Annotated in this window: 13 protein-coding genes; 5 read left to right on the top strand and 8 right to left on the bottom strand. The window is 53.3% G+C overall.

What is annotated here, in order from left to right; translation table 11 throughout:
• Positions 1 to 297: 297 nt before the first annotated feature.
• The gene (locus AOY24_RS24460; RefSeq protein WP_082366164.1) at positions 298 to 906 is read left to right on the top strand and encodes a helix-turn-helix domain-containing protein; all 609 of its coding nucleotides are present in this window, start codon (positions 298 to 300) and stop codon (positions 904 to 906) included.
• Positions 907 to 972: 66 nt separating this feature from the next.
• Positions 973 to 2,220 carry a mechanosensitive ion channel family protein gene (locus AOY24_RS02710; protein WP_043001497.1) on the top strand — a complete coding sequence of 416 codons (1,248 nt, stop codon included), beginning with the start codon at positions 973 to 975 and terminating at the stop codon, positions 2,218 to 2,220.
• A 44-nt stretch (positions 2,221 to 2,264) separates the two neighbouring features.
• Here AOY24_RS02710 and pheP read toward each other — a convergent pair whose 3' ends face one another.
• The 3 genes from pheP to AOY24_RS02695 form a co-directional block, all read right to left on the bottom strand.
• The gene (pheP, locus tag AOY24_RS02705; protein WP_043001498.1) at positions 2,265 to 3,656 is read right to left on the bottom strand and encodes a phenylalanine transporter; all 1,392 of its coding nucleotides are present in this window, start codon (positions 3,654 to 3,656) and stop codon (positions 2,265 to 2,267) included.
• 116 nt (positions 3,657 to 3,772) lie between these two features.
• A complete protein-coding gene (locus AOY24_RS02700; RefSeq protein WP_054176105.1) occupies positions 3,773 to 5,956 on the bottom strand; it encodes a TonB-dependent siderophore receptor in 2,184 nt (727 codons plus the stop codon).
• A gap of 63 nt (positions 5,957 to 6,019) precedes the next feature.
• Complete coding sequence (locus AOY24_RS02695) at positions 6,020 to 7,105, bottom strand: YncE family protein (RefSeq protein ID WP_054176104.1); 1,086 nt, start codon at positions 7,103 to 7,105, stop codon at positions 6,020 to 6,022.
• A 296-nt stretch (positions 7,106 to 7,401) separates the two neighbouring features.
• Here AOY24_RS02695 and AOY24_RS02690 point away from each other — a divergent pair, with 296 nt between their 5' ends.
• From AOY24_RS02690 to AOY24_RS02680, 3 genes are all read left to right on the top strand, one after another.
• Positions 7,402 to 8,577 (top strand): DnaJ family molecular chaperone, encoded by a 1,176-nt coding sequence (locus tag AOY24_RS02690; protein ID WP_054176103.1) that lies wholly within the window; start codon positions 7,402 to 7,404, stop codon positions 8,575 to 8,577.
• Between the two features lie 554 nt (positions 8,578 to 9,131).
• Positions 9,132 to 9,704, top strand: a complete 573-nt coding sequence (locus tag AOY24_RS02685) for a LuxR C-terminal-related transcriptional regulator (RefSeq protein WP_054176102.1) — start codon at positions 9,132 to 9,134, stop codon at positions 9,702 to 9,704.
• Between the two features lie 195 nt (positions 9,705 to 9,899).
• Positions 9,900 to 19,214, top strand: coding sequence for an autotransporter outer membrane beta-barrel domain-containing protein (locus AOY24_RS02680; RefSeq protein WP_054176101.1), 9,315 nt, complete (start codon positions 9,900 to 9,902; stop codon positions 19,212 to 19,214).
• Positions 19,215 to 19,322: 108 nt separating this feature from the next.
• Here the strand turns inward: AOY24_RS02680 and AOY24_RS02675 are convergent, their stop codons facing one another.
• From AOY24_RS02675 to cusF, 5 genes are all read right to left on the bottom strand, one after another.
• Positions 19,323 to 19,910: a LuxR family transcriptional regulator gene (locus tag AOY24_RS02675; RefSeq protein ID WP_044269019.1), complete on the bottom strand. Its 588-nt coding sequence runs from the start codon at positions 19,908 to 19,910 to the stop codon at positions 19,323 to 19,325.
• 15 nt (positions 19,911 to 19,925) lie between these two features.
• Positions 19,926 to 20,621: a flagellar brake protein gene (locus tag AOY24_RS02670; RefSeq protein ID WP_044256689.1), complete on the bottom strand. Its 696-nt coding sequence runs from the start codon at positions 20,619 to 20,621 to the stop codon at positions 19,926 to 19,928.
• Between the two features lie 535 nt (positions 20,622 to 21,156).
• Entirely contained in the window at positions 21,157 to 24,303 is a 3,147-nt protein-coding gene (locus AOY24_RS02665; protein WP_054176100.1) for a CusA/CzcA family heavy metal efflux RND transporter, read from the bottom strand.
• A gap of 11 nt (positions 24,304 to 24,314) precedes the next feature.
• Positions 24,315 to 25,577 carry an efflux RND transporter periplasmic adaptor subunit gene (locus AOY24_RS02660; protein WP_054176099.1) on the bottom strand — a complete coding sequence of 421 codons (1,263 nt, stop codon included), beginning with the start codon at positions 25,575 to 25,577 and terminating at the stop codon, positions 24,315 to 24,317.
• 32 nt (positions 25,578 to 25,609) lie between these two features.
• Positions 25,610 to 25,954: a cation efflux system protein CusF gene (cusF, locus tag AOY24_RS02655; protein WP_044256696.1), complete on the bottom strand. Its 345-nt coding sequence runs from the start codon at positions 25,952 to 25,954 to the stop codon at positions 25,610 to 25,612.
• Positions 25,955 to 25,978 lie beyond the last annotated feature (24 nt).

Genomic DNA, 25,978 nt, shown 5'->3' with positions numbered 1-25,978 from the left:
ACAACTTACTTTTGTGAGAACTGATACTATTGAGTCAGCGCTGTCGGTTGCTTAACTCTGCAGCAAGAATACTGAGGTCAGTTATTTGCGACCTTTTAGACTCATAATCCGTACGTACAAATCCGTACGTACAGCACGTACTACGATCTGTGCAACTTTATCAATTTTAATTAGTTTCATGAATTATTCGCAGTCGTAACTTTAACGCCAAATAAGCTCTTACACTTTCCTCATATAATATTCACCTTATAATATAATATAATCTTCAGATACCTTAATTAGAATTGCTATGCCATTATGAAGCCAGACACTCATGTCATCAATATAATCAATGCCGTTTCCGACACTTCTCGTATTTTGCATGCCCGGGAGCGGCAAATCATATCTCTCGGACACCATGCCGAATCGATGACTTTTGTATTACATAAAGGCACGGTAAGTGTTTACCGTAGCCACGACCAACTACTACTTAAGCATCTTAAAGCACCTATGATTGTTGGCATGAACTCGTTAATGAATACGAATGCTGATTTCTTCTACAAAGCCAACGGGGAAATCCTTTTCGAAATCATTCCGACATTACACGTAATGAGTGTCATTGCGGAGAAAAACCTTTGGCAGGACGCATCCTATACCTATATGTATGCCATAGATAAACTTCTCGAAGCACATCGTACCTCTGCTGGCCTCTCAACCTACGAACTGATCCGCACCAATCTTATTGCATTGATGGCAGAGAAAGAAGAACTGCGTCTTGCGGTTAACGCGAGTGACTACATCCAGGAAAAAACGCATCTTTCGCGTAGCCGCGTGATGAAGATTTTGAGCGACTTGCGGCTGGGTGGCCATATCGAGATGGCGCGCGGTATTCTTACTAAGATCAATCGTCTTCCCGAACAGTACTGACCTGGCTCATTTGCATAATTTCCTTACAGCAGTCATCATAGGTCACTGTTTTGTAAAGGAGAGGTTATGCAGGAATTAATTACTCAGGTCGAGGATTTAGCGGGTATTGAAATGAATCACACCACCTCGCTGGTGATGATTTTCGGTATTATTTTTCTCACAGCCATCATTGTGCATATTATTTTGCACTGGGTGGTATTGCGCACCTTTGAAAGGCGCGCTGTTGCCAGCTCCCGTCTGTGGCTACAAATTATTACGCAGAATAAGTTATTTCACCGTCTGGCATTCACCCTGCAGGGTATTATCGTCAATATTCAGTCCGCACTGTGGTTGCAAAAAGGCAGCGAAGCCGCAGAGATTCTTACTGTCTGCGCACAATTGTGGATCATGATATATGCCCTGCTTTCATTATTTTCGTTACTCGATGTCATATTAAATCTGGCGCAAAAGTTCCCCTCTGCCTCTCAGCTTCCTCTCAAGGGGATATTTCAGGGTATAAAACTCATCGGCGCGATTATTGTCGGTATATTAATGATATCGCTATTAATCGGCCAATCGCCCGCGATTCTGATTAGCGGCCTGGGCGCAATGGCCGCCGTGCTGATGTTGGTATTTAAAGACCCGATTCTGGGGCTGGTTGCGGGCATTCAGCTTTCTGCTAACGACATGCTGAAACTGGGTGACTGGCTGGAGATGCCGAAATACGGTGCTGATGGCGCGGTCATTGATATTGGTCTGACGACGGTGAAAGTCCGCAACTGGGACAATACTATCACTACGATTCCGACCTGGTCGCTGGTCTCTGATTCGTTTAAAAACTGGAGCGGCATGTCGGCATCAGGTGGTCGGCGCATTAAACGCAGTATCAATATTGACGCCACCAGTATTCATTTTCTGGATGATGATGAAAAGCAGCAACTGTATAAAGCGCGCCTGCTGAAACCTTATCTGGAGACGCGCCATCAGGAGATAGATGAATGGAATCAACAACTGGATGCGCCGGAATCGGTATTGAACCATCGGCGGATGACCAATATTGGGACTTTTCGCGCCTACCTGAATGAATATCTGCGCAACCATCCACGCATTCGCAAAGATATGACCTTAATGGTACGTCAGCTGGCGCCAGACGATCACGGTCTCCCCCTCGAAATTTATGCTTTTACCAACACCGTCGTCTGGCTGGAATATGAAAGCATTCAGGCCGATATTTTCGACCATATTTTTGCTGTCGTAGACGAGTTTGGATTGCGCATTCACCAGTCACCTACGGGCAACGATATTCGCTCGCTGGCGGGAGTATTTCAACGATAACGCAAAAGCGCCGATCTCATTACGCGAATGAGATCGGCTTCCTCTCAGCGTACTTTGCGAGAAAGTTTAAACGCAACAAACAGGAAGATGACCCATACCGGCAGCAACATGGCTGACAAACGCATGTCGTCGATGGTGCACATCAGCACAAGGATCATCGCCAGGAAGGCGATGCAGATATAGTTTCCTGCCGGGTAGAGCAACGCTTTGAACTGGGTATCACGCCCTTTGCGACGCATCGCGGCACGAAAACGCAGATGCGCCAGACAAATCATGATCCAGTTCAACAGCAGCGTCGCCACCACCAATGCCATCAGCAGACCGAAGGCCTCTTTCGGCAGCAGGTAGTTGATGAGCACCACCAGCGAAGTGATCGCACCAGAGAGCAGTAATGAATTCACCGGCACGCCACGACGGCTGACACGGGTCAGAAACTTCGGTGCATTGCCCTGGACTGATAGACCAAACAGCATACGGCTGTTGGAGTAAACGCCGCTGTTATAAACCGACAAGGATGCCACCAGAATCACGAAGTTCAGCGCTGAAGCCACGACGTTACTGTTCAGATCGTGGAAAATCATCACGAACGGGCTGCTGTCGGATTTCACTTCCACCCACGGGTAGAGCGCCAGCAAAACCACCAGCGAACCGATGTAGAACAGCAGGATACGGTACACCACCTGATTAACCGCTTTCGGAATGCTTTTGTGCGGGTCACGCGCTTCCGCTGCGGTGATGCCGATAAGTTCCAGCCCACCGAAGGAGAACATGATCACCGCCAGCGACAGAATCAGCCCTTTCCAGCCCGTCGCCAGAAAACCACCATGCTGCCACAGGTTATCGATGGTCGCCCGCTCACCGCCGTTCCCCGAGAACAGCAGCCATAAACCAAAGCCGATCATGCCGATGATCGCCAGCACTTTGATGAGCGCAAACCAGAATTCGGTTTCACCGTACAGACGGACGTTCACCAGGTTGACGGCGTTAATGATGATAAAGAAGGACGCGGCCCAGACCCAGGTGGGAACCTCGGGTAACCAGTACTGCATGTAGATACCGGCGGCCGTCAGTTCAGCCATCCCGACCAGCACAAACATGACCCAGTAGTTCCAGCCTGACAGGAAGCCCGCAAACGGTCCCCAGTATTTATAGGCAAAGTGAGCGAAGGAACCCGATACCGGCTCTTCGACAACCATTTCGCCGAGCTGGCGCATGATCAGAAAGGCAATAACCCCGGCGATGCCGTAACCCAGCAGCACCGCTGGACCCGCCATCTGAATCGCGGGCCCGATGCCGAGAAACAGCCCGGTACCAATCGCGCCACCCAGGGCGATTAATTGAATATGTCGATTTTGCAAACCACGTTGCAGCGTCGGACTCTGTTCCGACGACGCTTCAAAACGGCCGTTGTCTGAAGCGGATGACGCGTCTTTCACGCCCTACCCCTGTCTCTTTTTTAGAAGGGGCACGTTTTAACACTTCATGCTGGAGGTAGCAAGTTAAAGGCACTGGAATGGAGGGGGCATCCTTGCCCCTGATAACGAGGTGGAACTCAGAACTCGTAACCAACGGACACTTTAAAGGTGCGCGCTTCTCCCTGGGTGACGTACGTGCCGGAATCATCAACACTGGCCCAGTAGTTTTCGTTGGTAATGTTGTCGATGCCCGCGCGAACGGTCATCTGATTTTGGTTCTGGTTAAGCGCGAAGCGATAGCGCATACCCAGATCCAGAGTAGTGTAGCTGTCGAGCTTTTTGCTATTAGCCAGATCCGCATACTGAGAACCGGAATGGTTCACGCGCGCGGTAGCGGTCAGACCCTCAATCTGCTTGATGTCATACTCGGCACCCAGCACGGCGTAAAAATTCGGCACGCCGATCGCATCATTGCCCTGGTTCAAACCGTTGTTGGTTTTGGTCATCTCGGCTTGCAGCCAGGTGGCGCTGGCGTTCAGACGCATGCCCAGCATCGGTTCGCCGAAGACGTTCAGCTCAACGCCACGATTACGCTGCTCGGCATCCAGACCATAATGTTTGGTTTCACTGTCAAGAATTGCCGATGGCATTTTGATTTCAAACAGCGCCAGCGAACCGCCAACACGCCCGAAGTCCGCCTTCACGCCCACTTCATTCTGCTTAGAATGGACGATACCGGTGCTCTGACCATAGTTGGTTGCCGTGTTGGGCGCTGCTTTACCCGGCTGTAACGCTTCGGTGTGGTTGGCGTAGAAAGATATCTCTTCCCAAGGCTTGTAGACGACGCCGTAAGTCGGCATCCAGCGGCTACCGTCAAAACCGTCGGCGGCGTTTTCCGCGCCGGTAATTTTGTCATAACCCCGAATCACCACTTTCTGATGGCGTGCCCCGACGGTAAATAGCAGTTTGTCATCCAGCACGCCCAACGTATCGCTTAGCAACCAGCCCTGAGTCCGGGTGCGCCCGCTGGTCAACGGATCGCTGTAGTTACCGCCTTTACCGTTCGAGTTAGTACTGGCCGGCGCGTCAACGCCGCGGTTGTGATAGATGTTGGTATACGGGTTATCCGCCGCTTTAGACATTTTCCACGCGATTTTTTCGTTTTTGCTTTGTGCCGAGTAGCCAACGTTCACCTTGTGCGAGACAAAGCCCGTAGCGAAATTGCCGCGAATTCCCGCCATGCCGCTGACCGTGTCGCTGATACGGTTGGTATCAAGACGACTGGCGGTGGCCGTCCCGCTCTTATCCAGCAGTTTCGGTGCGCTGTAGAGGCCTTCCTCGTGCGCGTGCTGAGCGCCAAGTGCTGTGTAGGCAGTCCAGTTGTCAGTGATGTCGTATTCGCTACGCCACATGCCGAACTCGTTTTCAATGTCGCTATACGCCCATTTCTGCGAGAAGTTACGGTCATTTTTTGGCGGCGCGGGAACGAAATCGACCAGAGAAATGTTGACGCTGGTTGGGCTGCCGTGGAAGGTTTTTTTCTGATAACCCACGTCCAGTGAGGTGCGGAAGTTATCGCCTTTGTAGTCCAGACCGGTGGAGAGCAGCGTAGTACGACGGCGATCGTCCTGAATCCGGGGTTCGCCTTCACGGTGGACCAGATTCACCCGCGCACCAAACTGATCGTTGTCGCCAAAGCGACAACCGGCATCCAGCGTGGTGCCAATCTGTGAATCCGACGTGTAGTCCACGCCGACTTTAGCCTGCGGGATGTCGCCTGCATGTTTCGGTTCAAGGTTGATCATCCCGCCGACGGCAGAACTCGCGGCGCCGTTCATCAGGGCGTTTGCCCCTTTGAAGATTTCGATGCGATCCACCATCTGCGCATCCACCACCTGACGCGGCAGAACACCAGACAGCCCGCCAAAGGTCATATCATCGCCATCAAATTTCAAACCACGAATGCGAAAGCTTTCCGCGCTGTTGCCGTAGCCCTGGACATACTGCACGCCCGCATCGTTTGCCACGACGTCGGCGATGGTTTTCGCCTGTTGATCTTCAACCAGTTTAGAGGTGTAGCTGATGACGTTGTACGGTACGTCCATCGCACTTTGTTGACCGAGCATGCCGAGTCTGCCGCCGTTGGCGACTTGTCCATCAAGAAACGCCGGCAGCGGCGTGTCGCCACCCGGTTTGAAATCATTTTGGGTTGTCGCCTGGACCACAATGGTGTCCTCCGCTTTTTTCGCGGTGTCTGCCGCCCAGGCCGAGCCAGAGATTGCGCCCATCGTCAGCGCCAGAATAGTTTTGGTGTTGTTCATGTGAATGCCATCAAAAAGAGTCAATGTGGCGGGGGACAACATCCGTCCCCCGACTGATTTTTATTATTTATTCAGCTCAATACGTACAACGCTGTCCGGCGCATTGGTTGAGTGGTCTTTATTAAATTTCTGTTTCACAGTGACATACAGCGTCTGGCCGTCAGCAGAGAGCAACAGGCTGTTTGGATTCGGCGGCAGGTCCCAGCTTTTTTTCACGCTGTAATCGCTCGCGTTGAGACTGAGCAGCTTCCCGGAATCACGCTGGGTGATGTAAATTTCGTTGCGTTTGGCGTTGAATGTCACCGCCAGAGAATCCCCAACGTCCAGTTGCTTCAGCACCTTGCCGGTGTGGATATCGAGCACCAGCGTGGTTTTCGCTTTGGCGTTATCGGTCACGAACAGACGTCCGGTTTGTGGGTCTTCCGCCATATTCAGCAGCAGCGCCGGCTTGTCGCCCAGCGGCTTCCAGCGTTTCTCAACGTGCTGGTTACGCGGGTTGATTACCAGGATTTCACCACCGCCATTCACGGCGTAGATGCGCTGGGTCGTTTCGGAGTAGTGCAGACCGGTCATCCATTTGCCCGTATTTTTAATGCGCGTTTTCAGCTTCAGCGTTTCGGCATCAACCACCCAGATCACCGCAGGATCGGCGACCGCGCCGATATACAGCAGGCCGTTATGCAGCAACACCTGACGAGCGCCATACGGGAAACCTTCCGCGTTCCGCTCAGGAAACAGGACGCGATTTTTAACTTTGCCATCCGCAGTGTTCAACGCGCTCAGGCCACCGTCCAGCGAGTTGGTGACGTACACCGTTTTGCCATCAGGCGAAATCGCCATACCAAAGTTTTTCAGATCCGTGTGGCTGCGACCGATCGTCTTAAGGGTTTTGGCATCCAGTTTGTAGATCACCCCGCCCTGAACATCTTTAAAGCCTTCGGCACTGGCGACATACAACGCGTCCCCGGCAGGATTTAATGCCATCTCATACAGGCCATCCGCCAGATCGCGTTTTAACGTATCGGTCGCCACCGCGGGCGTCGCCGCTTTTTCAACGGTATTTGACGGTGTAGTAGCGGGCGTAGTGGTCGCGCAACCGCTTAATGCCGCCGCGATCAGCACGGCCAGCGCCGTAATATTTTTTTTCATCCTGGGTTCCTTACCAAAAAAGACACGCATTAAATAATAAAGAGAATGAGAACTATACTTATTCTCTTTTTCGAAGCAAGCGTCTTTCGCGCAAAAAATACCCTTAATGAAACAGAGGTTCGAATTGTGTGAGCTCAAACGAAAATGGCGAGTGAACGATAATTTCTGCGAATTATTCTGGACGAACAGGCCCCACAGGCCACAGAATGCGATTTGCACTTTTTTTATATTTTTCAAACGAATGACTTAACCTAAATATCGTCATTCATGTGTCGGTCACGCCAGGCAACGGTGTCATGAATAAAATCATCAAACGACTCGAAATCATTAAAAGCGCCATCGAACTTGAGGATGAGGAGATCATCCAGCAGCAGCTTGTGCATCTGCAGCGGGAATCTGGCGATCCTGTAATAACGGCAATTGCCCAGGCTATCGAGACGCGCCGCTTCAGTGATGCAATGCGTGAAATTGCTACCTGGCTACAAAATCAGCGCGCCATAACCAACTGGCAGGATCCGGCGATTGCCGCCAGCAAGCTGGAACTTAAGGCGCTGGAAAATCAGTTGCGTGAGCTGATTGACACCCGTAATACCCGCATTCAGATTCTGGATGAGTTTAACGACCAGTATCATCTGCGCCTCGGGCCATTAATGAGCCGTATTCTCGAGCTGCGTAAACAGCTCGCAGCCAGCGCCCTGCGTCGGCAGGAAGCGGAACGCAGACGTCGCGAGAAAGATTACCTCTCCTGTCAGCAGTACATCTCACTGGCGGTCGATCGGTTAGCCCAGCTTAAACAGCAGTGGATGGGCATGGATTCAGACTCTCGTGCCGCAGTCGACATCCGTCAGCGCATCCAACAGCAAACGGAGCTGATTACCGACCTGCTCGCCGAGATCCGTGAACTGGAAGCAGATTTTTCCCTCCAGGATGACAGCGACACGCGGCAGGCACAGGAAGAGGCAGCGCATGAATATGAGGAGTATCAGGAACAGCAGCAGGATGCTCAGCACCGTTTCGCACGCGATCAGCGCCTTTCACCGGATGAGCGTAATGAGCTTAAGCGCCTGTGGCGTCAGGCCAGCCGTTTGTGTCACCCGGACGTTGTCGCTGATGAACTGAAAGAGAAAGCGCACCAGATGATGGTGCAGCTCAATCTGGCGCGGCAAAACGCCGATCTGGCGGCCATTCGCGCCCTGCTCACTCAGTTGCAAAGCGGTCTGGAGCCAATGATGGCCAGCGACCGGTTGAACAATCTCGACCATCTGCGGCAGAAAATCCAGCAGTTGCGGATCCAGATTGATGCGCTGATAAAAGAGATCGCCGGGCTGGAAGCAGAAAATGCCTGGCGTCTGGCGACCTCGGTTCGCGATAAAGAAGCATACTTTTCAGAACAAGAACGCGCGCTGGCTGAGCTTCGCGATACGCTGGAGACCCAGGTTAAACATGTTGAACAGGATCTGCTGGCAGGTTAAGTTTTTTTGTAACAAAAGGGTGGCGAAGGAGTGCTGGCCAGTTGCCCGCCCATAAACAGCACAAAAAATCAAAAATAACACTTAATAACGTTAACTGAAAAACTCATAGAATTTAGTTCCACACAAACATCAATAAACCAGATTTATTCACTTAAAATACGTTAACCTCAAGAGCATTACGCAGAGGGAGTGTTTTTACGGTGACATTACCCAGGAATATTCTTAACTCCCGATTCCGCACATCATCACGTTTATCCCCTACCTCCACACCGCATGCCTTTACCTCCGATGGTCTCCGCTATTTTTTAAGACTTTCCCGCAAACGCTCCATTATTTTCCCAGCCGTTTTCATCAATCCATAAGTGAAATCTATCAATCATTCTTCAGGAGGTGAAATAAACGATTTATCTTAAATTTTAACAAAGCGTAATATTTCAATTAAGAATAATCCCAATACAGGTTGTGGATTTAAACAGATTCCCAGGCTGGGAAAGAACCCTTTTTTAAAATGTTAAAGAGGGGCAGGATGCTATTGCCGACTCAAGGAGAATTTAATGTCAAAAGCTATTTTTATGGGTGATGATTATTACACCTGGCTTGGCATGAAAAATATTCTGCGCGGCACATCACTCTATTATGGCATGCAATATTATGCAGCCAATTCACCGCCCTCTTCTCTCCCGGTTGTTCAGAATAATGATTACCTCATTATTCATCCCGAAGAGACGGATATTCTGAAATACGCCAGCATCATTCGCCGTCTCTCCTCGCGTGCGTCATTGATGCTTTTTGTGCTGACGAATGTCGAAACCTTTGCGGTATTCCAGACCATTTGCGGCATGCAGATGCACTTTCTTGACCGCACATTGAGCCTTGACGCACTACACGGCCGGGTGATTCAACTCATCAACTGCAAGAACACAAGTGTGAACCGACCGCTGGATAATGCCATGAGCGTTAATGAATTTAACGTCATGATGATGTATTCCCGTGGCTGGTCACTGTCCAGAATTGCCACTATTGCGCATAAAAGCGAAAAAACTATCGGTACCTATAAAAGCAATATTGCCAAAAAGCTAGGGCACAACAACACCCATCTGAAATATATATTCTCCCACTATCGCTAACAACCTACTAAGGAAATACAACACGGACGACTGAGCATTAATCAAGACGTTATCAATCACTAAAAATTATTCCGCCCTGCGGAAGGGACTCCTGTTTTCGAAATTTGACAACCCAGGCCAACTCATCGTGAGCCCCCCCTAACCACAAACGCAACGTGTCAACCAATTAAAAACAGAAATGCAGACGAGGTTATTATGAATAAGGTTTACAACATCATATGGAATGCGACACTCGGGCTTTGGGTTGTCGCCTCCGAATTATCAAAAGGGAAGAAAAAAAGCAGCTCGCGTAAAACAGGACTGCGTGTTGTTTCCGGTTTAGTTGCTGGCGTTTCTTTCACAGCCGCCGCCATACCGATCGTGACCGATGGCACACGCGATATCACCGTGGATTACCCGAATGTCATCTCCGCCGGTGTCCATCAGGACGTATTCAACTACGGTTTTTTATATGAAAACAAAAACAACGCCAGTGAACTGAATATCACCGGCGCGATCCCCAACATCGCCTACGGACAGACCGGCATTGTGGAATCGTCTACCATCCGGGATCTGTTGGAAAGCGGCAAAATTATTATTACCGCGACCAACCTCGCCCACGAGCAAAAATCTGTCACCACCATTGAAGAACTGGCGGAATACCTGAGTCATACGCAGTCGTCTACGCCGCAGCAAAGCGTGGAATTTCAGGTGATTGACCCGGCCGATCCCGAAACAACCTCCACACTGAAGGTGTTTGATACCACAAGCCTGGCAAACTTTATTAGCGTTTCGCAGATTGGCGATGCAGTGCTTAACACGTTTGATGCCAATGTGTCGCAAATCTATAAGCAGTTTGGCTTTGCCCTTGCCAAAGATGGCGCAACCGCCAATCTCAATATTGGCGATAATTCACTGAACGTAAGAGAAAATGCTATCCGTCTGCTGGCAAAAGACTCTTCTCTGCTCAAAGCGCAAGAACCGAACAGCAAGGTCAACTGGCAATCCGATAACTATATCCAGTTTGGTGCTGCGCCAGTCGTTCCGAGCAAAATCTTTGCGGGTTCGAAACAGACCACCGTATTTGGCAAAGACATTACCTTAATGACCTACGGCTACGACGAAGAGGGGAATGTCGTTGAAACGGGTAACCGCACCTTTTCCATCAAAAACACGGCGGATCTGGCGAATTTCAACAACTGGCTGATTGGCGCCGGCAGTGAGAGCGCCAAAACACCCGACGGGCAAGATATCAGCCAGATCCAGCTATGGCTGGATTCTGGCGCTATCAGTAAAGTTTCTGACGCACAGACCTACTACGCGAGCCTGATCAACCAACTGCTGACCTCCAGCACCAATGCCGACCTGCTGACCTGGGATTACGATGTCTGGACTGACGGACAGGCGCACACCAATAACACCACAGCGGCCACTGGGGAACTGCATGCCATCTATGCTAACGGACAAGGCACCACCGGTACATTGGTTGCGGGCGCGACTCTGGCTGTCGATGGCAGTATCAATGGGGCAATGAAGGCCGATGGCGGTGGTTCTGTCGTCAATGAAGGCGCCCTGAACGTGCTGCGAACGTCTACCGGACAGGGGCTGGCGATTGGCATGTTGGCCAGTGATGCCAGCGCCATTAACCACGGCACGATCAACTCCGGTTTGTTTATCGATAAGGATGGGAATCGGAAGGTCAACAGTTACGGTGCCTACGGTATGCAGGGGCTGGGAAACAGCACCGTCGTGAACGAAGGGACCATTAACCAGGCCATCACGACCAACAACTACGGTACGGCGGCGGCGGCCGATCCGTGGTCAACGGATAAACCGGACAGTTCTCTGACGCTCGCTATCGGTATGCAGTTGTCCGATCAAACCAGCGGGATCAACAGGGGTGAGATTAACGTCGTGGACGGACGCAGTAACGACGACTCATTTGGTAAGGGAACGGCTTACGGCGTTGAAGTGTCCGGTGAGGCCACCTTCACAAACACCCTTGATGCCGCCATCTATCTTGGGCGTAACGCTAACGATCTCACACAGGATGTCGATATGGCAGGTGGTGCCAGCCCCAGCGCCGGGATCCTGACCCGCAGTTCAGGTGATGTCACCAATGACGGGGCAATCACCCTTGGAACAGGCGTACGTAACGCGGCGGGGATCCTGGTCGGTAACGCCACCGGGAATGTGACCAACACCGGTAAAATCACCCTCAACGGCGACTCGTCATCCGGCACCAGCCATAACTTCGGTATTTCCGTGCGCGACAGCGGCAGCGAAAACGGCCAGCAGATCCGTAACGACGGTGAGATTAACGTCAACGGCCACAACAACATCGGGATCCATCTGACCGCCAGTTCGAAGAACGCGCATGTGACATCCAGCAATACAGGGGCAATCACGGTCGCGGGCGACGGTGGCACGTCGAACCGTAACTATGCAATCTGGGCAGAAGGGAGTAACACTGCTCAGGCCACCGTTGACGTGTCTTCTTCGATCACACTCAAAGAAGTCGGCAATATTGGCGTTCATGTCCGCGATAATGCGGTGGCTAACGTTAACAGTACCAGCAGTCCGCTATTCAAAAATAGCGATCAAATTGGCTACTATCTGTACGGCAAAGGTGCGACCGCCAATATCGGCGAAGCCGTGATGAACGATAACGGTCAGGCGCGCACCACGTTGTTCCGCATTGCTAATGGCGCAAACTTTGCCGGCAATACGTTCGACCCGCTGACGCTCCAGCCATCTAAACTCGAGATGACCCTAACGGGCGAAAAATCGATTGGCGTCTTTGCGACCGGTAAAGGCAGCACCGTGGATACGGGTGAAGCGACATTTACGGTAAGCGGCGACGGCGCGGCGGCGCTGCTGCTCGAAGGGGGTGCAGAAGGCACCATCAGCGATAAGACTCTTATTGAACTGACCGGATCAAATACCACAGCCGGGATTGTCGATGGTCAGGCGCACCAGTTGAACGGTAATAAACAGAACGCCCCTGTTGAAACCATTCTTAACTCCAGCGCCATTATTAAATCCCTGGATACCGGGCTGAACGTCATCGCCTATGTGGCGAAGAATCTTGGCAACATTGTTCTGCAACAGGACGCGGTTATCGATCTCGCCAGTAAAGACAGTATCGGTGTCGACGTGCAGGAAGGAGGACGGTTAACCAACAACGCATCCCAGGCATTGCATGTCAGCAATGGGATTGGCGTTCGCGCCTCTGGCAAAGATGCGCAGATCAAAAAGCTGGGCGCCATTGTGGTCGATGACGGTACCGCAGGCGTGCTGCTGACCAATGGCGCAACGCTGAATATCACGACGGGAACCGGTGGAGTAGCCGATACCATTACGACCAACGGCACGGCGGATGGAATTCGCCTTGCCGCCGGTGCGGGGTCGCTGACCGCCAAAGGCGTCACTATTAGCGCATTGGGCAGCGGCGCAGGGATTCAAAACCATGCCGAAAGTTCGGATATCACGCTGAACAACGTAACGATTAACGCCAACGACGGTCCGGGGATCCGCACCAGCGTGGCGCTGAACGTGAAAAACGGCGCCAATAATCTACTCAACGTCACCGGTGCGGGTTCAGGTTTTGCCTTCATGAAAGAGAACGGCGACAACGCAACCGGCGATTTGGTTATCGGCACGGGTTACACCGTGCTGGTACACAACAATACCGGAAACGCCACGGGGAACGGGATTGATGCCCGCACCAACGGCAGACTGACCACCCGCGCCGATATTACCATTCAGGACGCGACGGGCGGCTCAGCGATCCTGGCAAAAGACGTTTCCGCCATCACCAACAGTGGCAAAGTCACCTCCAATAGCGTGAACGGTCCGGTGGTGGATGCCAGTGGCGACAGTAGCAAAACCATCAGCAACACCGGGACGATCCTCGCCACTACCGACAGGGATGTCGCGATTCAGTCTGGTAAAGGCAATGACACTATCAACATCAGCGGCGGCAATATGCGGGGCGTCATCAATACTGGCGCCGGTAGCGATCGTTTTATCTGGAACAGCGGAACGTTCGCCGGGGAGGTGAACTTCGCCGGGACAACCAACAACAAGGCCAACATCGGCAACGTATCGCTGGCGAACACGCGTCACATCACCACGCTCGCTGGTACGGGTAACGCCCTCACCTTCACAAACACCCGGGGTAATATCGGTACACTGCTGGCGGATGATCTCAGTCTGGGAACCCACATCGGCAGCGGCTGGAATACCTTAACGCTGACGGGCGCACAGGCGGATATGCGCATTGTGGATAGCCTGACGCTGGCTGACGGCACCCTGGCTGTTAACGACGGTGCGACGCTGCGCACAGGCGACCATCGCGATGCCAGTAATACCGGCGCGACCATTGGCAACTACAGCATTACCACCAGCAGTATAGCCAGCAACATCATCTTTGATACGCAGGGCAATGACGCTGACAGCCAGATTTATCAGGGCACCATCAGCGGTAGCGGCAACTTTGTCCGCGCAACGGGTGGCACGACGGTGTTCACCACTGACAATAGCTACAGCGGTTCTACGACGATCAAACAGGGCGGGATTTTACATCTTGGTCAGGGCGGTACAACGGGCGGTATCAACCCGGTTTCGCAGATCATTGATGACGGTATTCTGACCGTGAATCGCAGCAATAACGTCCTGCTTAACGGGGTGATTTCCGGTATCGGCGCGCTGGAGCAAATCGGTAAAGGTATTACCCGTTTAACCGGCGCCAACAGTTATAAAGGAGTGACTACCGTCGACAACGGCACACTGCTGGTCAATGGCGATCAGTCTGCCGCGACGGGCATGACAACCGTGAACGGCATTGCAACCCTGGGCGGCACCGGCACCCTCGGCGGTGACGTCGTGATGAATGACGCCACCACTCTTAGCGCAGGCGACGGCGGCGCGGGGACGCTGAAGATCAACGGAAGTCTGCAACTGGGCAGCAAAACCACCTCCGCGTTTGAACTGGGAGAAGCCTTCGTGCCCGGTGGCGCACAAAACGATCTGGTCGATGTCACCGGCAATCTACTGCTCGATGGCACGCTGAACGTCAGCCAAAGCACAGGCGGCACGTTTGGCCCAGGCGTCTACCGTCTCTATAACTACGGCGGCACCCTCGACAACCAGACGCTGGAATTAGGCGACGTTCCGGCGGGTCAGGATAAGCGCAATATTTTCGTCCAGACGGTGCTGGATAAGCAGGTCAACCTGGTTAACGCCAACGGCGTCACGCTGCAGTTCTGGGACGGCGCGCAGACGGGTGAAAACCACGGTAAAACCGGGATTGAAGGCAACGGTAAAATCGATGGTGGCGATGGCAAATGGATGGCTATCGGCAGCCTGGGCGATAACAACTGGACGCAGCAGGACGGTATCGGCAACGCGCCGTGGGCGCAAAAAGCCTTCGCGGTTTTTACCGGCAACGCCGGTACGGTCGAGGTCGATCAGAGCGCGGGTAACGTTCAGTTTTCCGGCGCGCAGTTTGACGCGGACGGCTATGTCATCAAAGGCGATGCGCTGAACGCATGGGAGACCACCGCAGGCAGCAATGAGCTGATGCTCCGCGTCGGTGCTGGTGGCGCAGGCGAAAACTTCACCGCAACGATCGAATCGACGATCCGCGAAGGCGACAGTACGGATAGCCTGACGCTGGTCAAGACTGACCAGGGGCGTCTGATCCTGAGCGGTGATAATACCTATCATGGCGGCACGCGCATAGACGGCGGTACGCTGCAAATCTCGGCGGATAACAACCTGGGCCAGTCCGGAACCGGCGTCACTATCAACAACGGCTCAACGTTCCAGCTGGGCGCGGATTTCACCACTCAGCGCACCCTCACCCTGGGGACGTCTGGCGCGGATGCGGTGTTCGATCTGAATTCGCACCACTTCTCCCCTGTCGGCGATATCACGGGCGCGGGTAACCTGAAAGTCACCAGCAGTACCCATGATGCGGCCAGCACGCTGTCGCTCGATCGGGCAAACCGCTATCAGGGCACGACGCTGATTGAAGGTACCGGACAAGCTCACAACGTTACGGTCAATGCCAGCCAGACGGGAACATTTGGTAGCAATGCCAGCAGCACGGTGAGCGTAACGAAAGGCGCGGCGCTGAACGTCAGCGGCGCGGCAACCAGTCTGCAATCCCTGACGATGGAGATTACCGACAGCCTGTTAACGCTAAAAGACACGGTCACTGCCGCCGACGCGACGCTGAATCTGAACGGCACCGCAAAGGCGCTGATTGCAGGCAATGCAACAGCCGGACAATCCACGATTAACGTTTCAGAAACGAGCACACTGGCGCTGGAAGAGGATGCCAGCGGCGGCAGCGCAACGGTCACCAACAGCGGGCTGATGTCCTTTGCCGATCGCGCACTGGCGGAAATGACCACGGTGAAAAACCTCTCCACCGGTAGAGTGGATATCAGCCATGTCGACAGCGCGACATCCATCGGTTCGCTGTCCGGCGCGGGTAACGTTGAGCTGGGCGATAAAACCCTTTCCCTCGGTAATCTGGGTCTCAACGACACCATCAGCGGCATCATCAGCGGTGACAGCGGCAATCTGGTGAAAATCGGCGACGGCATACTGACCTTAACCGGTGACAACACCTGGACCGGCACCACATCGGTCGATGAGGGCGTACTGCTGGTCAACGGCAATCAGGCGGCGGCGACCGGTGACGTAACGGTCAAGGCAGGCGCGACGCTGGGCGGCAACGGCATTATTGGCGGCGCGGTAAATGTTGCGGATAACGGCCATATTACCGCCGGTTCCACACTGAACAGCGTCGGCAAACTGACCACCGGCGCTCTGACGCTGAATGACCTGTCGCAACTGGATTATCAGTTTGGCCAGGCATATACCCCGGGCGGTGCCTTCAACGACCTGATTAACGTCAACGGCGATCTGGTACTCGACGGCAAGCTCAACATTGAAACCTCACCCGGCGGCAGCTTTGATGTTGGCGTCTATCGCGTCATTAACTACTCCGGCACGCTGACCAACAACGTGATGGACATTGCCAACGCCCCAACGGCGGCAGACAGTCTGTACGTGCAGACATCGGTTAACAATCAGGTCAATCTGGTGAACCACGGCGGTCTGACCCTGCGCTTCTGGGACGGCACCGGCGGTGAAAATGGCGAACTGAAAAACAACGGCGTGATCAACGGCGGCGATGGTATCTGGCAATCCAGCCACGGCAACGATAACTGGACCACCGATGAATCCACGCCAGAAGGCGCGCTGAACGCCCCGTTCACCGATGCCGCGTTCGCCGTTTTCCAGGGGGTGGCAGGCAATGTCACCGTGGATAACAGTCTGGGCGATGTGATCATCAGCGGCGCGCAGTTTGCCACCGATGGCTACCGCGTAGCGGGCGATGCCATCACCACCAACACCGCCAATACGCTGATTCGCGTCGGCGACGGCACCATCGATGGCGCAGGGTATATCGCCACCATCGACAGTGAGATCCGCGGCACCGGTGGCGTCAATAAGAGCGACCTCGGCACGCTGATCCTGACCGGCGAGAACAGCTACAGCGGCGGTACAACGATTACGGCAGGGACACTACAGGTTTCGGGCGATAAAAACCTCGGCGCAGCCAAAACCGGGATCACCTTTAACGGCGGCACGCTGAAGTATGGCGATGCGTTTAATACCGCCCGCCAGGTGACGCTGGAATCCGGCGGCGGGACCTTCGACACCAACGGCTTCAACGTCGAACTATTGACCGACGTTGAAGGCAGCGGCCAGTTAACGAAAACCGGTCAGGGTACGCTCATGCTCACGCTCGACACCTCCTACACTGGCGGCACCCACGTCGTGCAGGGCACGTTGCAGTTGGGTAATGGCGGTGAGATCGGCAGCGTACAGGGCGATATCATCGCTGACGGCATACTGGATGTGAAACGCTGCAACAGCTACACCCTGAGCGGCAATATCAGCGGCGAAGGACAGCTCCACCACACCGGTAGCGGCATCACCACGCTGGAAGGCGCGAACAGCTACAAAGGCGCAACGCTTGTCGCCAACGGGGTTCTGCAGGCCGGTGGCGCCAATACGTTGAGCGCAGCGTCCCATCACATTGTGGCGAGCGAAACCACGCTGAAAACGCAAGGCTACGACCAGACGATCGCCGGATTAACCAACGGCGGCAATGTGTCGCTGACGGGGGCGGCGATCGGTTCCGCGTTGACGGTGAAAGGCGATTACAGCGGCAAAAACGGGACGCTTGAATTAGCCGCAGCGCAGAACAGCGGCGGTCAGGGCATTGCGGACCGACTGGTGATCGATGGCGGTAAGGTCAGCGGTAGCACGCTGCTGAAAGTAGACGGTTCAGGGCTGGGTGCGCCGACGGTGGGAGACGGGATCGAAGTGGTGACGGCGAAAAACGGCGCCACCACCACGGCACAATCCACGCGTGACGGCTTCTATCTGGCGAATAACCGGATGTCTGCCGGGGCGTTTGAATACCAGTTGTATGCCGGCAACGCGAAAGGCCTGGGCGAAAACTGGTACCTGCGCAGTGAATACCGCCCGGAAACCATGCTCTACTCCGGTCTCGCCAGCGTAGTGCGTCAGGGCGACCTGAGCCTGTTAGGCAATATGCACCAGCGAATGGGGGATGACGTACGACCGGGTCTCGATGAAGACCACCGTACATGGGCGAGAATGATTGGCTACTCCGCTAAAACCAAACTGGACGACATCACCGGCACGCAGACCACCAGCCACACGATGGGGATTCAGGCAGGGGTTGACCTTTACGCGGATACCAGCTGGAAAGCCGGTGTCTACACCAGCATTCTGGATATCGACAGCAGCGTCAAAGGCAGCCATGCGGGTAGCGCGGGTAAAGGCGGTAACATCGATGACAACGCGTTTTACCTGGGCGGTTATGCTACCTGGTTCTCCACCGATGGCATGTATGTGGATAACGTCCTGCAATACGGTAACCATGACGCTCGCCTGTCGGCATCCGGAAACAAGGGTTCCCATACCGTGAAAGGCCATACGCTGACCGCCTCGACGGAGATCGGCAAAGCGTTCCGCTTAGGAGCAAGCGCATGGAGTCTGGAACCCCAGGCACAGCTGATCTATCAGTACAGCGATTTTGATGACAGCACGCTGGGCGGCGCGACGAAGACGAAGGTCAGACTCGATACTGCCGATGCCTTTACCGCCCGTGTCGGGCTGCGACTGAAAGCTGACTATGACACCCGTCACGGTAAGATTCAGCCATATGGTCGCGTCAACCTGTGGCAGGGACTGGGGTCAAAAGACAAAACCCACTTCAGCAATGCGGTTGCCACCACAACGCTGGAATCTTCGCAGCAGTACTCCAGTACCGAAGTGGCCGCAGGTCTGAGCTGGAGCATCGACCGCGATCTGCAGGTGTACGGCGAACTGGGAACGCAGTTCAACAACAGCGGGCATAAATCGCAGGTGGAAGCGCCAGTCAATGCCTCCATTGGCTTTAAAAAGTCGTTCTGACAACCGCTGAGGGGATCAGGCCGGGTGAAGGCAATGCCTCACCTGGCCTACGTTGTTCAGGATAGCTGTAGGCCTGATAAGCGAAGCGCCATCAGGCTGATGACAAACTCAGGATAAAAAAGAGAACGGATGGTTGAATCTGACGATCAGTTTATTCAGTTCAGTCGAATGGGCCAGACCCAGCTTCGTGATGATTCGCATTTTATGCGTCTGTATCGTTTTATAGCTCACACTGATCAGATCCGAGATTTCATTTGGTGAATATCCACTCACCAGCAAACTGAGGATTTGCTGTTCACGATCGCTCAGCCGTTTTTGTGAACGGAATAAGCGGGGATTCCAGCACTCCCCCGTCAGGGTCGTCAGTCGGCCAAAATCACGCAGCGGTGATTTATCGGTCAGCACAATCACTTTTTCGACATACAGTAACTCAATGCACAATTTCGCCAGACGGTCATCGGCAATCACCACCACGGCATTATCGTAAACTTTAAAGCGATTCTTATTTAAATAGCTGACAAAATCAGCGTAGGACTGTTCGTGGCTGATGATATTAAAAATCATCATCCGATGGCGATAGCGTGCAGAGTAATCTACCATCACCTGCCAGGGGACATCCGTCACCTCAGCATTTTTACTTTTTAAATACGTTGAGACACTGCTACCGACAAAATCTTCATTTCCGCACATCAACATAAAGTTCACCTTCCTTTATAAACTTTTTAATTTATTACTCATCAAAAAATGAATAATGACCTTTTCGACATCCAACGCGTCGCGTGGATGTTTGAATTCGAACTTGCAGGAGATCTGCTGACAGGAATAAAGCTGATTGTTTTCATCAAATTCGTTGATAGCAACAACGTTGACGACCCGGAGATCGCAATGCAAACGACCAAACTGTTCAAAATCCAGAGATGCCCCTTTAATCAGCGCATTTTTATAAAGAAAGCGGGTGTTTATTTTCTGTGAGATCAGCGCGCAACCGCCGCGAGAGATATTCTTAATCTGCAGCAAGTAATTCTCACCATTTTTATAGCGTCCAGAACAGTAGAAATGATACCCCTTTAAAAAGGAGAAACGCTGATGCTGGCGGCGCTGAACCAATAAGATCACTTCAGGTATGCGATACGCCAGTCCGCACTCCAGTTTATCGGTCAGCGACTGACTGAACCGGGCATTGAACCGGATAATGCCGCTGTCGCTGTGCAAGATAAAAGACTGGATAGAAGAGTGTGGGATGTCGCTGTTGTTGGTAATCACGAAGTAGTCGAAGTCAACCTTTTCTAATTGAGTGACCACGCTGGCGTCTTTAAATTTCAGTTCTACCTTCGTTTTTCTGAGAAGCTCTTCGCGAATAATGGCCACGATCTCAAATTTATTGTCCTTTGCCATCCCAAATCCCATAGTAAAATCCTTATTTTATATTTCAGATACTTCTCATTCGTGTTTAATGATAAAAGGCTAAAACTGGCTCCCGCAGATGGTTTTTTGATTACCATAAGGGATTACCTTTCAGATATTTCGCATGATATTAAGTTTTTGACTATTTTTACTGATTAATTGATATGTAAAAACATTCAGTGAAGTGTAAAAGTGGCCCGCATTATGCGTAAAAGAGAATGAACTTAACGAAAACTTGATAACAAAAATGAATAAAATGCGATTAACTGCACGATTCTGAAATATAAAACTGATGTTTACACTATTTGCAACACAAGGATGCGGGCTGTGCTTTTTATGCACAACCCGCTGAGAGGTAACGGCAAAATTAAATATCAGAGGGAACGAATAGCAATAACGGGAGATTCATAAAGGGATAACGCTTATCATCAGAAAAAGCATTTTACAGTATTGCAGAATATGTCAGAAAGAATGAAAAATCACCGTTAAAATGATTTTTCCGGCCCGCTTCATTTCAGCAGGCCGAATGATGAAGATGTTAACGGGATATTTTACGGTGACGATGTATCCACATCAACTTATAAGCCGCAGGGATAATAAACAGTGACAGTAGCGGCGCCGTAATCATACCGCCGATCATGGGCGCAGCAATCCGGCTCATCACTTCCGAACCGGCCCCTGTCCCCCACAAAATCGGCAGAAGACCGGCAATGATCACCGCTACGGTCATCGCTTTGGGTCGTACCCGTAGCACCGCCCCGTGATATAACGCGTCATCCAGTTTCTCTGCGCTGAACGTCTGCGGGTTGTCCAGTGAAGGATCGGCCTCAATGGCATGGCGCAGGTACATCAGCATGACCACGCCAAATTCCGCAGCGACCCCCGCCAGAGCGATAAACCCGGTTCCCGTCGCCACCGACAGATGAAATCCCATCCAGTACAGGAACCAAATCCCGCCCACCAGCGCAAACGGCACGCTGGTGATGATCAGCAGCGCTTCTCCGACCCGGCGGAACGCCAGATACAACAAGACGAAGATGATCATCAGCGTCATGGGCACCATCAGCTTCAGCTTATGGTTCGCCCGCTCCAGCAATTCAAACTGACCAGAAAACGCGACGCTGGTACCGGGCTTCAACTGAACGTTATCGGCAATTACCTGTTTCAGATCGTTAACCACAGAGACCATATCCCTGTCGCGCGCATCAATGTAGATCCAACTGGTGGGCCGTGCGTTCTCCGTTTTTAGCATCGAGGGCCCCGGCGTGATGTTGATTGTGGCGACATCCCCCAGCGTAATTTGTTGCTTCATCGGCGTCAGGATTGGTAACTGGCGCAGCGCCTGCGGGCTGTCCCGGAAGCTCTGCGGATAACGCAGATTGATCGGATAACGGGCAATCCCCTCAACGGTCTCCCCAACCATCGCCCCACCGACGGCAGAGGTAATAAACAACTGCACGTCCCCCACCGTCATGCCGTAACGGGCAGCTTTCTCACGGTTGATATCGATGTTGAGATAGCGACCACCTTGCAGACGCTCAGCGAGCGCTGATGTTACGCCAGGGACGGTGCGGGCAACCTCTTCAATCTGCTCGGCCATCGCGTCGATATCGGCCAGTACGTTACCAGAGACTTTAATCCCAATCGGACTCTTAATCCCGGTAGAGAGCATATCAATACGGTTACGAATCGGCGGCACCCACAGGTTTGCCAGCCCTGGCAGACGAACGGTGTTGTCCAGTTCCTCGATGATTTTTTCCATCGTCATTCCCGGACGCCACTGATCCTGCGGTTTGAGCTGAATCGTGGTTTCCACCATCTCCAGCGGTGCCGAATCCGTGGCGGTTTCCGCTTTCCCGGTTTTGCCAAAGACCCTGGCGACTTCCGGTACGGTCATGATCAGCTTATCGGTTTTCTGTAACATGCTTGCCGCTTCTGCCGCCGAAATCCCCGGCAGCGTGGACGGCATGTACAACAGATCGCCTTCGTTAATCTGCGGTAAGAACTCGCCCCCCACTTTACTCAGCGGCCAGGCCACCGTCAGGATCGAGAGCCCCGCCACCAGCAGCGTGACTTTCGGCCAGTGCAATACTTTCAGCAGTAGCGGATGGTAAATACGGATCAAAAAGCGGTTAAGCGGGTTGCTGCTTTCCGCCGGAATTTCCCCGCGGATCCACAACCCCATCAGGATCGGGATCACCACGATCGCCAGAAACGCCGCCCCCGCCATCGCATACGTTTTGGTGAACGCCAGCGGCCCGAACAGGCGTCCTTCCTGCCCTTCCAGGGTAAAGATGGGAATAAAAGAGAGCGTGATGATCAGCAAACTGATGAACAGCGCCGGACCAACCTCTACAGAGGCATTGGTGATCACCGTCCAGCGCGTTTTGTTATCCGGCACTTCGCCCGGATGCTGGTGTCCCCACTCTTCCAGCCGTTTATGCGCATTTTCGATCATCACAATGGCGGCATCCACCATCGCCCCCACGGCGATAGCGATCCCGCCAAGCGACATAATGTTGGCGTTCAGCCCCTGAAAATGCATCACGATAAAGGCGATACACAATCCCAGCGGCAGCGAGATGATCGCCACCAGTGCGGAACGCACGTGCCAGAGAAACAGTGCGCAGACCAGCGCCACGACGATAAACTCTTCCAGTAGCTTATAGCTGAGGTTATCGATGGCGCGGTCAATCAACTGACTGCGATCGTAGGTGGTCACCACTTCCACGCCTTCCGGCAGACTACTTTTCAGCGTCTCGAGTTTATTTTTAACCGCCGAGATCACCTCACGCGCGTTTTTACCGGAGCGCAAGATAACCACCCCGCCGGCCACTTCTCCCTCGCCGTTAAGTTCGGCAATCCCCCGGCGCATTTCCGGGCCTGTCTGCACTCTTGCCACATCTCGCAGGTACACGGGTACCCCGTTTTCCCCTGACTTCAGAACGATGTGATTGAAGTCATCCAGCGTTTGCAGATACCCGCTGGCGCGGACCATGTATTCTGCTTCCGACAGTTCCACCGATGAGCCACCCGCCTCCTGGTTAGAGGCATCCAGCGCACCTTTCACCTCCGACAGGTTGATGCCGTACTGAGCGAGTTTCATTGGGTCGATCACCACCTGATACTCTTTCACCACGCCGCCCACGGAGGCCACTTCCGACACATTCGGGATAGTTTTTAACTCATATTTCAGAAACCAGTCCTGCAACGAACGCAGTTCCGCCAGGTCGTGCTTACCGCTGCGATCGACCAACGCATACTCGAAGATCCAGCCCACGCCGGTGGCGTCTGGCCCCATTTCCGCGCTGACGCCCGCCGGGAGCTTACCCTGTACCTGGTTGAGATATTCCAGCACGCGAGAACGCGCCCAGTACGGATCGGTGCCATCTTCAAAAATGACATAGACATACGAGTCGCCAAACTGCGAGAAACCGCGCACAGTCTTTGCGCCGGGTACGGACAGCATGGTGGTGGTCAGCGGATAGGTCACCTGATTCTCGACAATCTGCGGCGCCTGCCCCGGGTAGCTGGTTTTGACGATCACCTGCACGTCGGACAGGTCGGGCAGCGCATCCACCGGCGTGTTAACGATGGTCCAGGTCCCCCAGACGCTGAGAAAGAGCGCGCCAATGATCACCAGAAAACGGTTGGCGACCGAGCGGCGAATAATCCATTCAATCATCTGCGTTCTCCTCAGTGCGCATGGGCCGCAGGATCGGGCATCGCCGACGGTTGCTGCGTGCGCATCCGGTCTAACGCCCCCGAGATGTTGGCTTCTGAATCAATCAGGAACAGGCCGCTGGCAACCACCTTCTCGCCTTCAGCCAGCCCGGAACGGATCGCCGTTACCCCCTGCGAGGCCTGGAAGACAGAAACGGGTTTAGGGACAAAACGCCCTTCACCGTCCACCGTGATCACCCGCTGCTCGCTGCCGGTATCGATCAGCGCTTTAGACGGGATCAGCAACATCGGCTCACTTTCCGTTTTCAGATTAAGATAAGCGTTCATCCCCGGTTTCAGCGCTTCGTCGGGGTTATCGACTTCCAGGCGCAGTTGCAGCGTTCGGGTGGTGGCGTCGGCGCTGGGCAACAGCGTCCACTTGCGCACGGTGAAGGACTTGTCCGGACGCGCCGGAACGGTCAGCGAAAACGGCGACGCGTCTTTAATCAGCCACGCGATGGATTCAGGCACCGCAGCGGTTACCCACACTGGATCCATCCCCTGAATTTTCGCGACCACGTTATCTTTGGCGATGTTCATGCCAGCACGTAAATCAAAGGCGGTAATTACTCCGTCAATGGGTGCAGTAAGGATAAAGCGGGTCTGAATTTTGCGCGTTGCGGTCAAACGTCGAATATCCGTTTCCGGCATTCCGGCCAGGCGCAGCCGCTCCAGAATCCCCTCAACCTGGGTTGCCGTGCCGCCAGTTTCTTTCAGCAGCAGATATTCACTCTGCGCTTCCACCCAGTCAGGGATCGTGAGTTCAAGCAGCGGTGCGCCTTTTTTCACCTTATCACCCACGGTGAGCGGCCAGACTTTCTCGACAAATCCGGCGGCACGCGCCTGCATAATGACAAACTGGTACTCGTTATAGCTGACGTTGGCCGGGAACATCTGGGCAAAAGTGAGGGGTCCGCGACGCACAGCCTCAGTTTTCACACCGAGGTTTTGCGTTTGCGTCGGATCGATACGGACGCCCGGCGCAGTATCGCTGGCAGACTCTTCATCGGCATATTTCGGCACCAGATCCATATCCATAAAGGGCGATTTGCCGGGTTTATCGAAGCGGGTATTCGGGTACATCGGGTCGTACCAGAACAGCACCTTGCGGGCTTCTTTTTCCGTGACTGGCGGTGTATTCGCCGACGGGTGCGCCGCGGCGAAATACGCGTAGCCGCCCACGGCGATAATGCCGCCCGCCATCATGCTGCCGATAATCAGCGCGATATTTTTCATGAGGTCATGCTCAACGTTAAAATAAGAGAGAATTACTGGCTTTTAATATCCTGCAATAAAGAGAGATTGCCCTGCTGGATAAATGTAAACGCCACGTTGTCACCGGGTTTAATATCGTTGAGCTGCGTTTGCGGTGTGATGGTAAAACGCATGGTCATTGCCGGCCAGTTCAGCGCGGGGATCGGCCCATGTTCAATGGTGACTTTTTTGCTTTGCGTATCAACGCTTTTTACTACGCCAGTGGCGCTGATCGCCGGGCTTTGTTCGGCGGCAGGCATGGCGCTCATCATATCGCCGTGATGGTGTTCATTGGCCTGAGCGTTAATTGCCAGCGTAGAGAAAATGGCGAATACCACCGCTTTACATACTGTGTTCATGTCAATCTCCTGTGATGTGTTTCG

The sequence above is a fragment of the Citrobacter sp. CtB7.12 genome (assembly GCF_001297795.1).
Lineage (GTDB): Bacteria > Pseudomonadota > Gammaproteobacteria > Enterobacterales > Enterobacteriaceae > Citrobacter_A > Citrobacter_A amalonaticus.
Note: the sequence above shows the minus strand (reverse complement) of the source record. Positions and strands in the feature narration are given on the sequence as shown.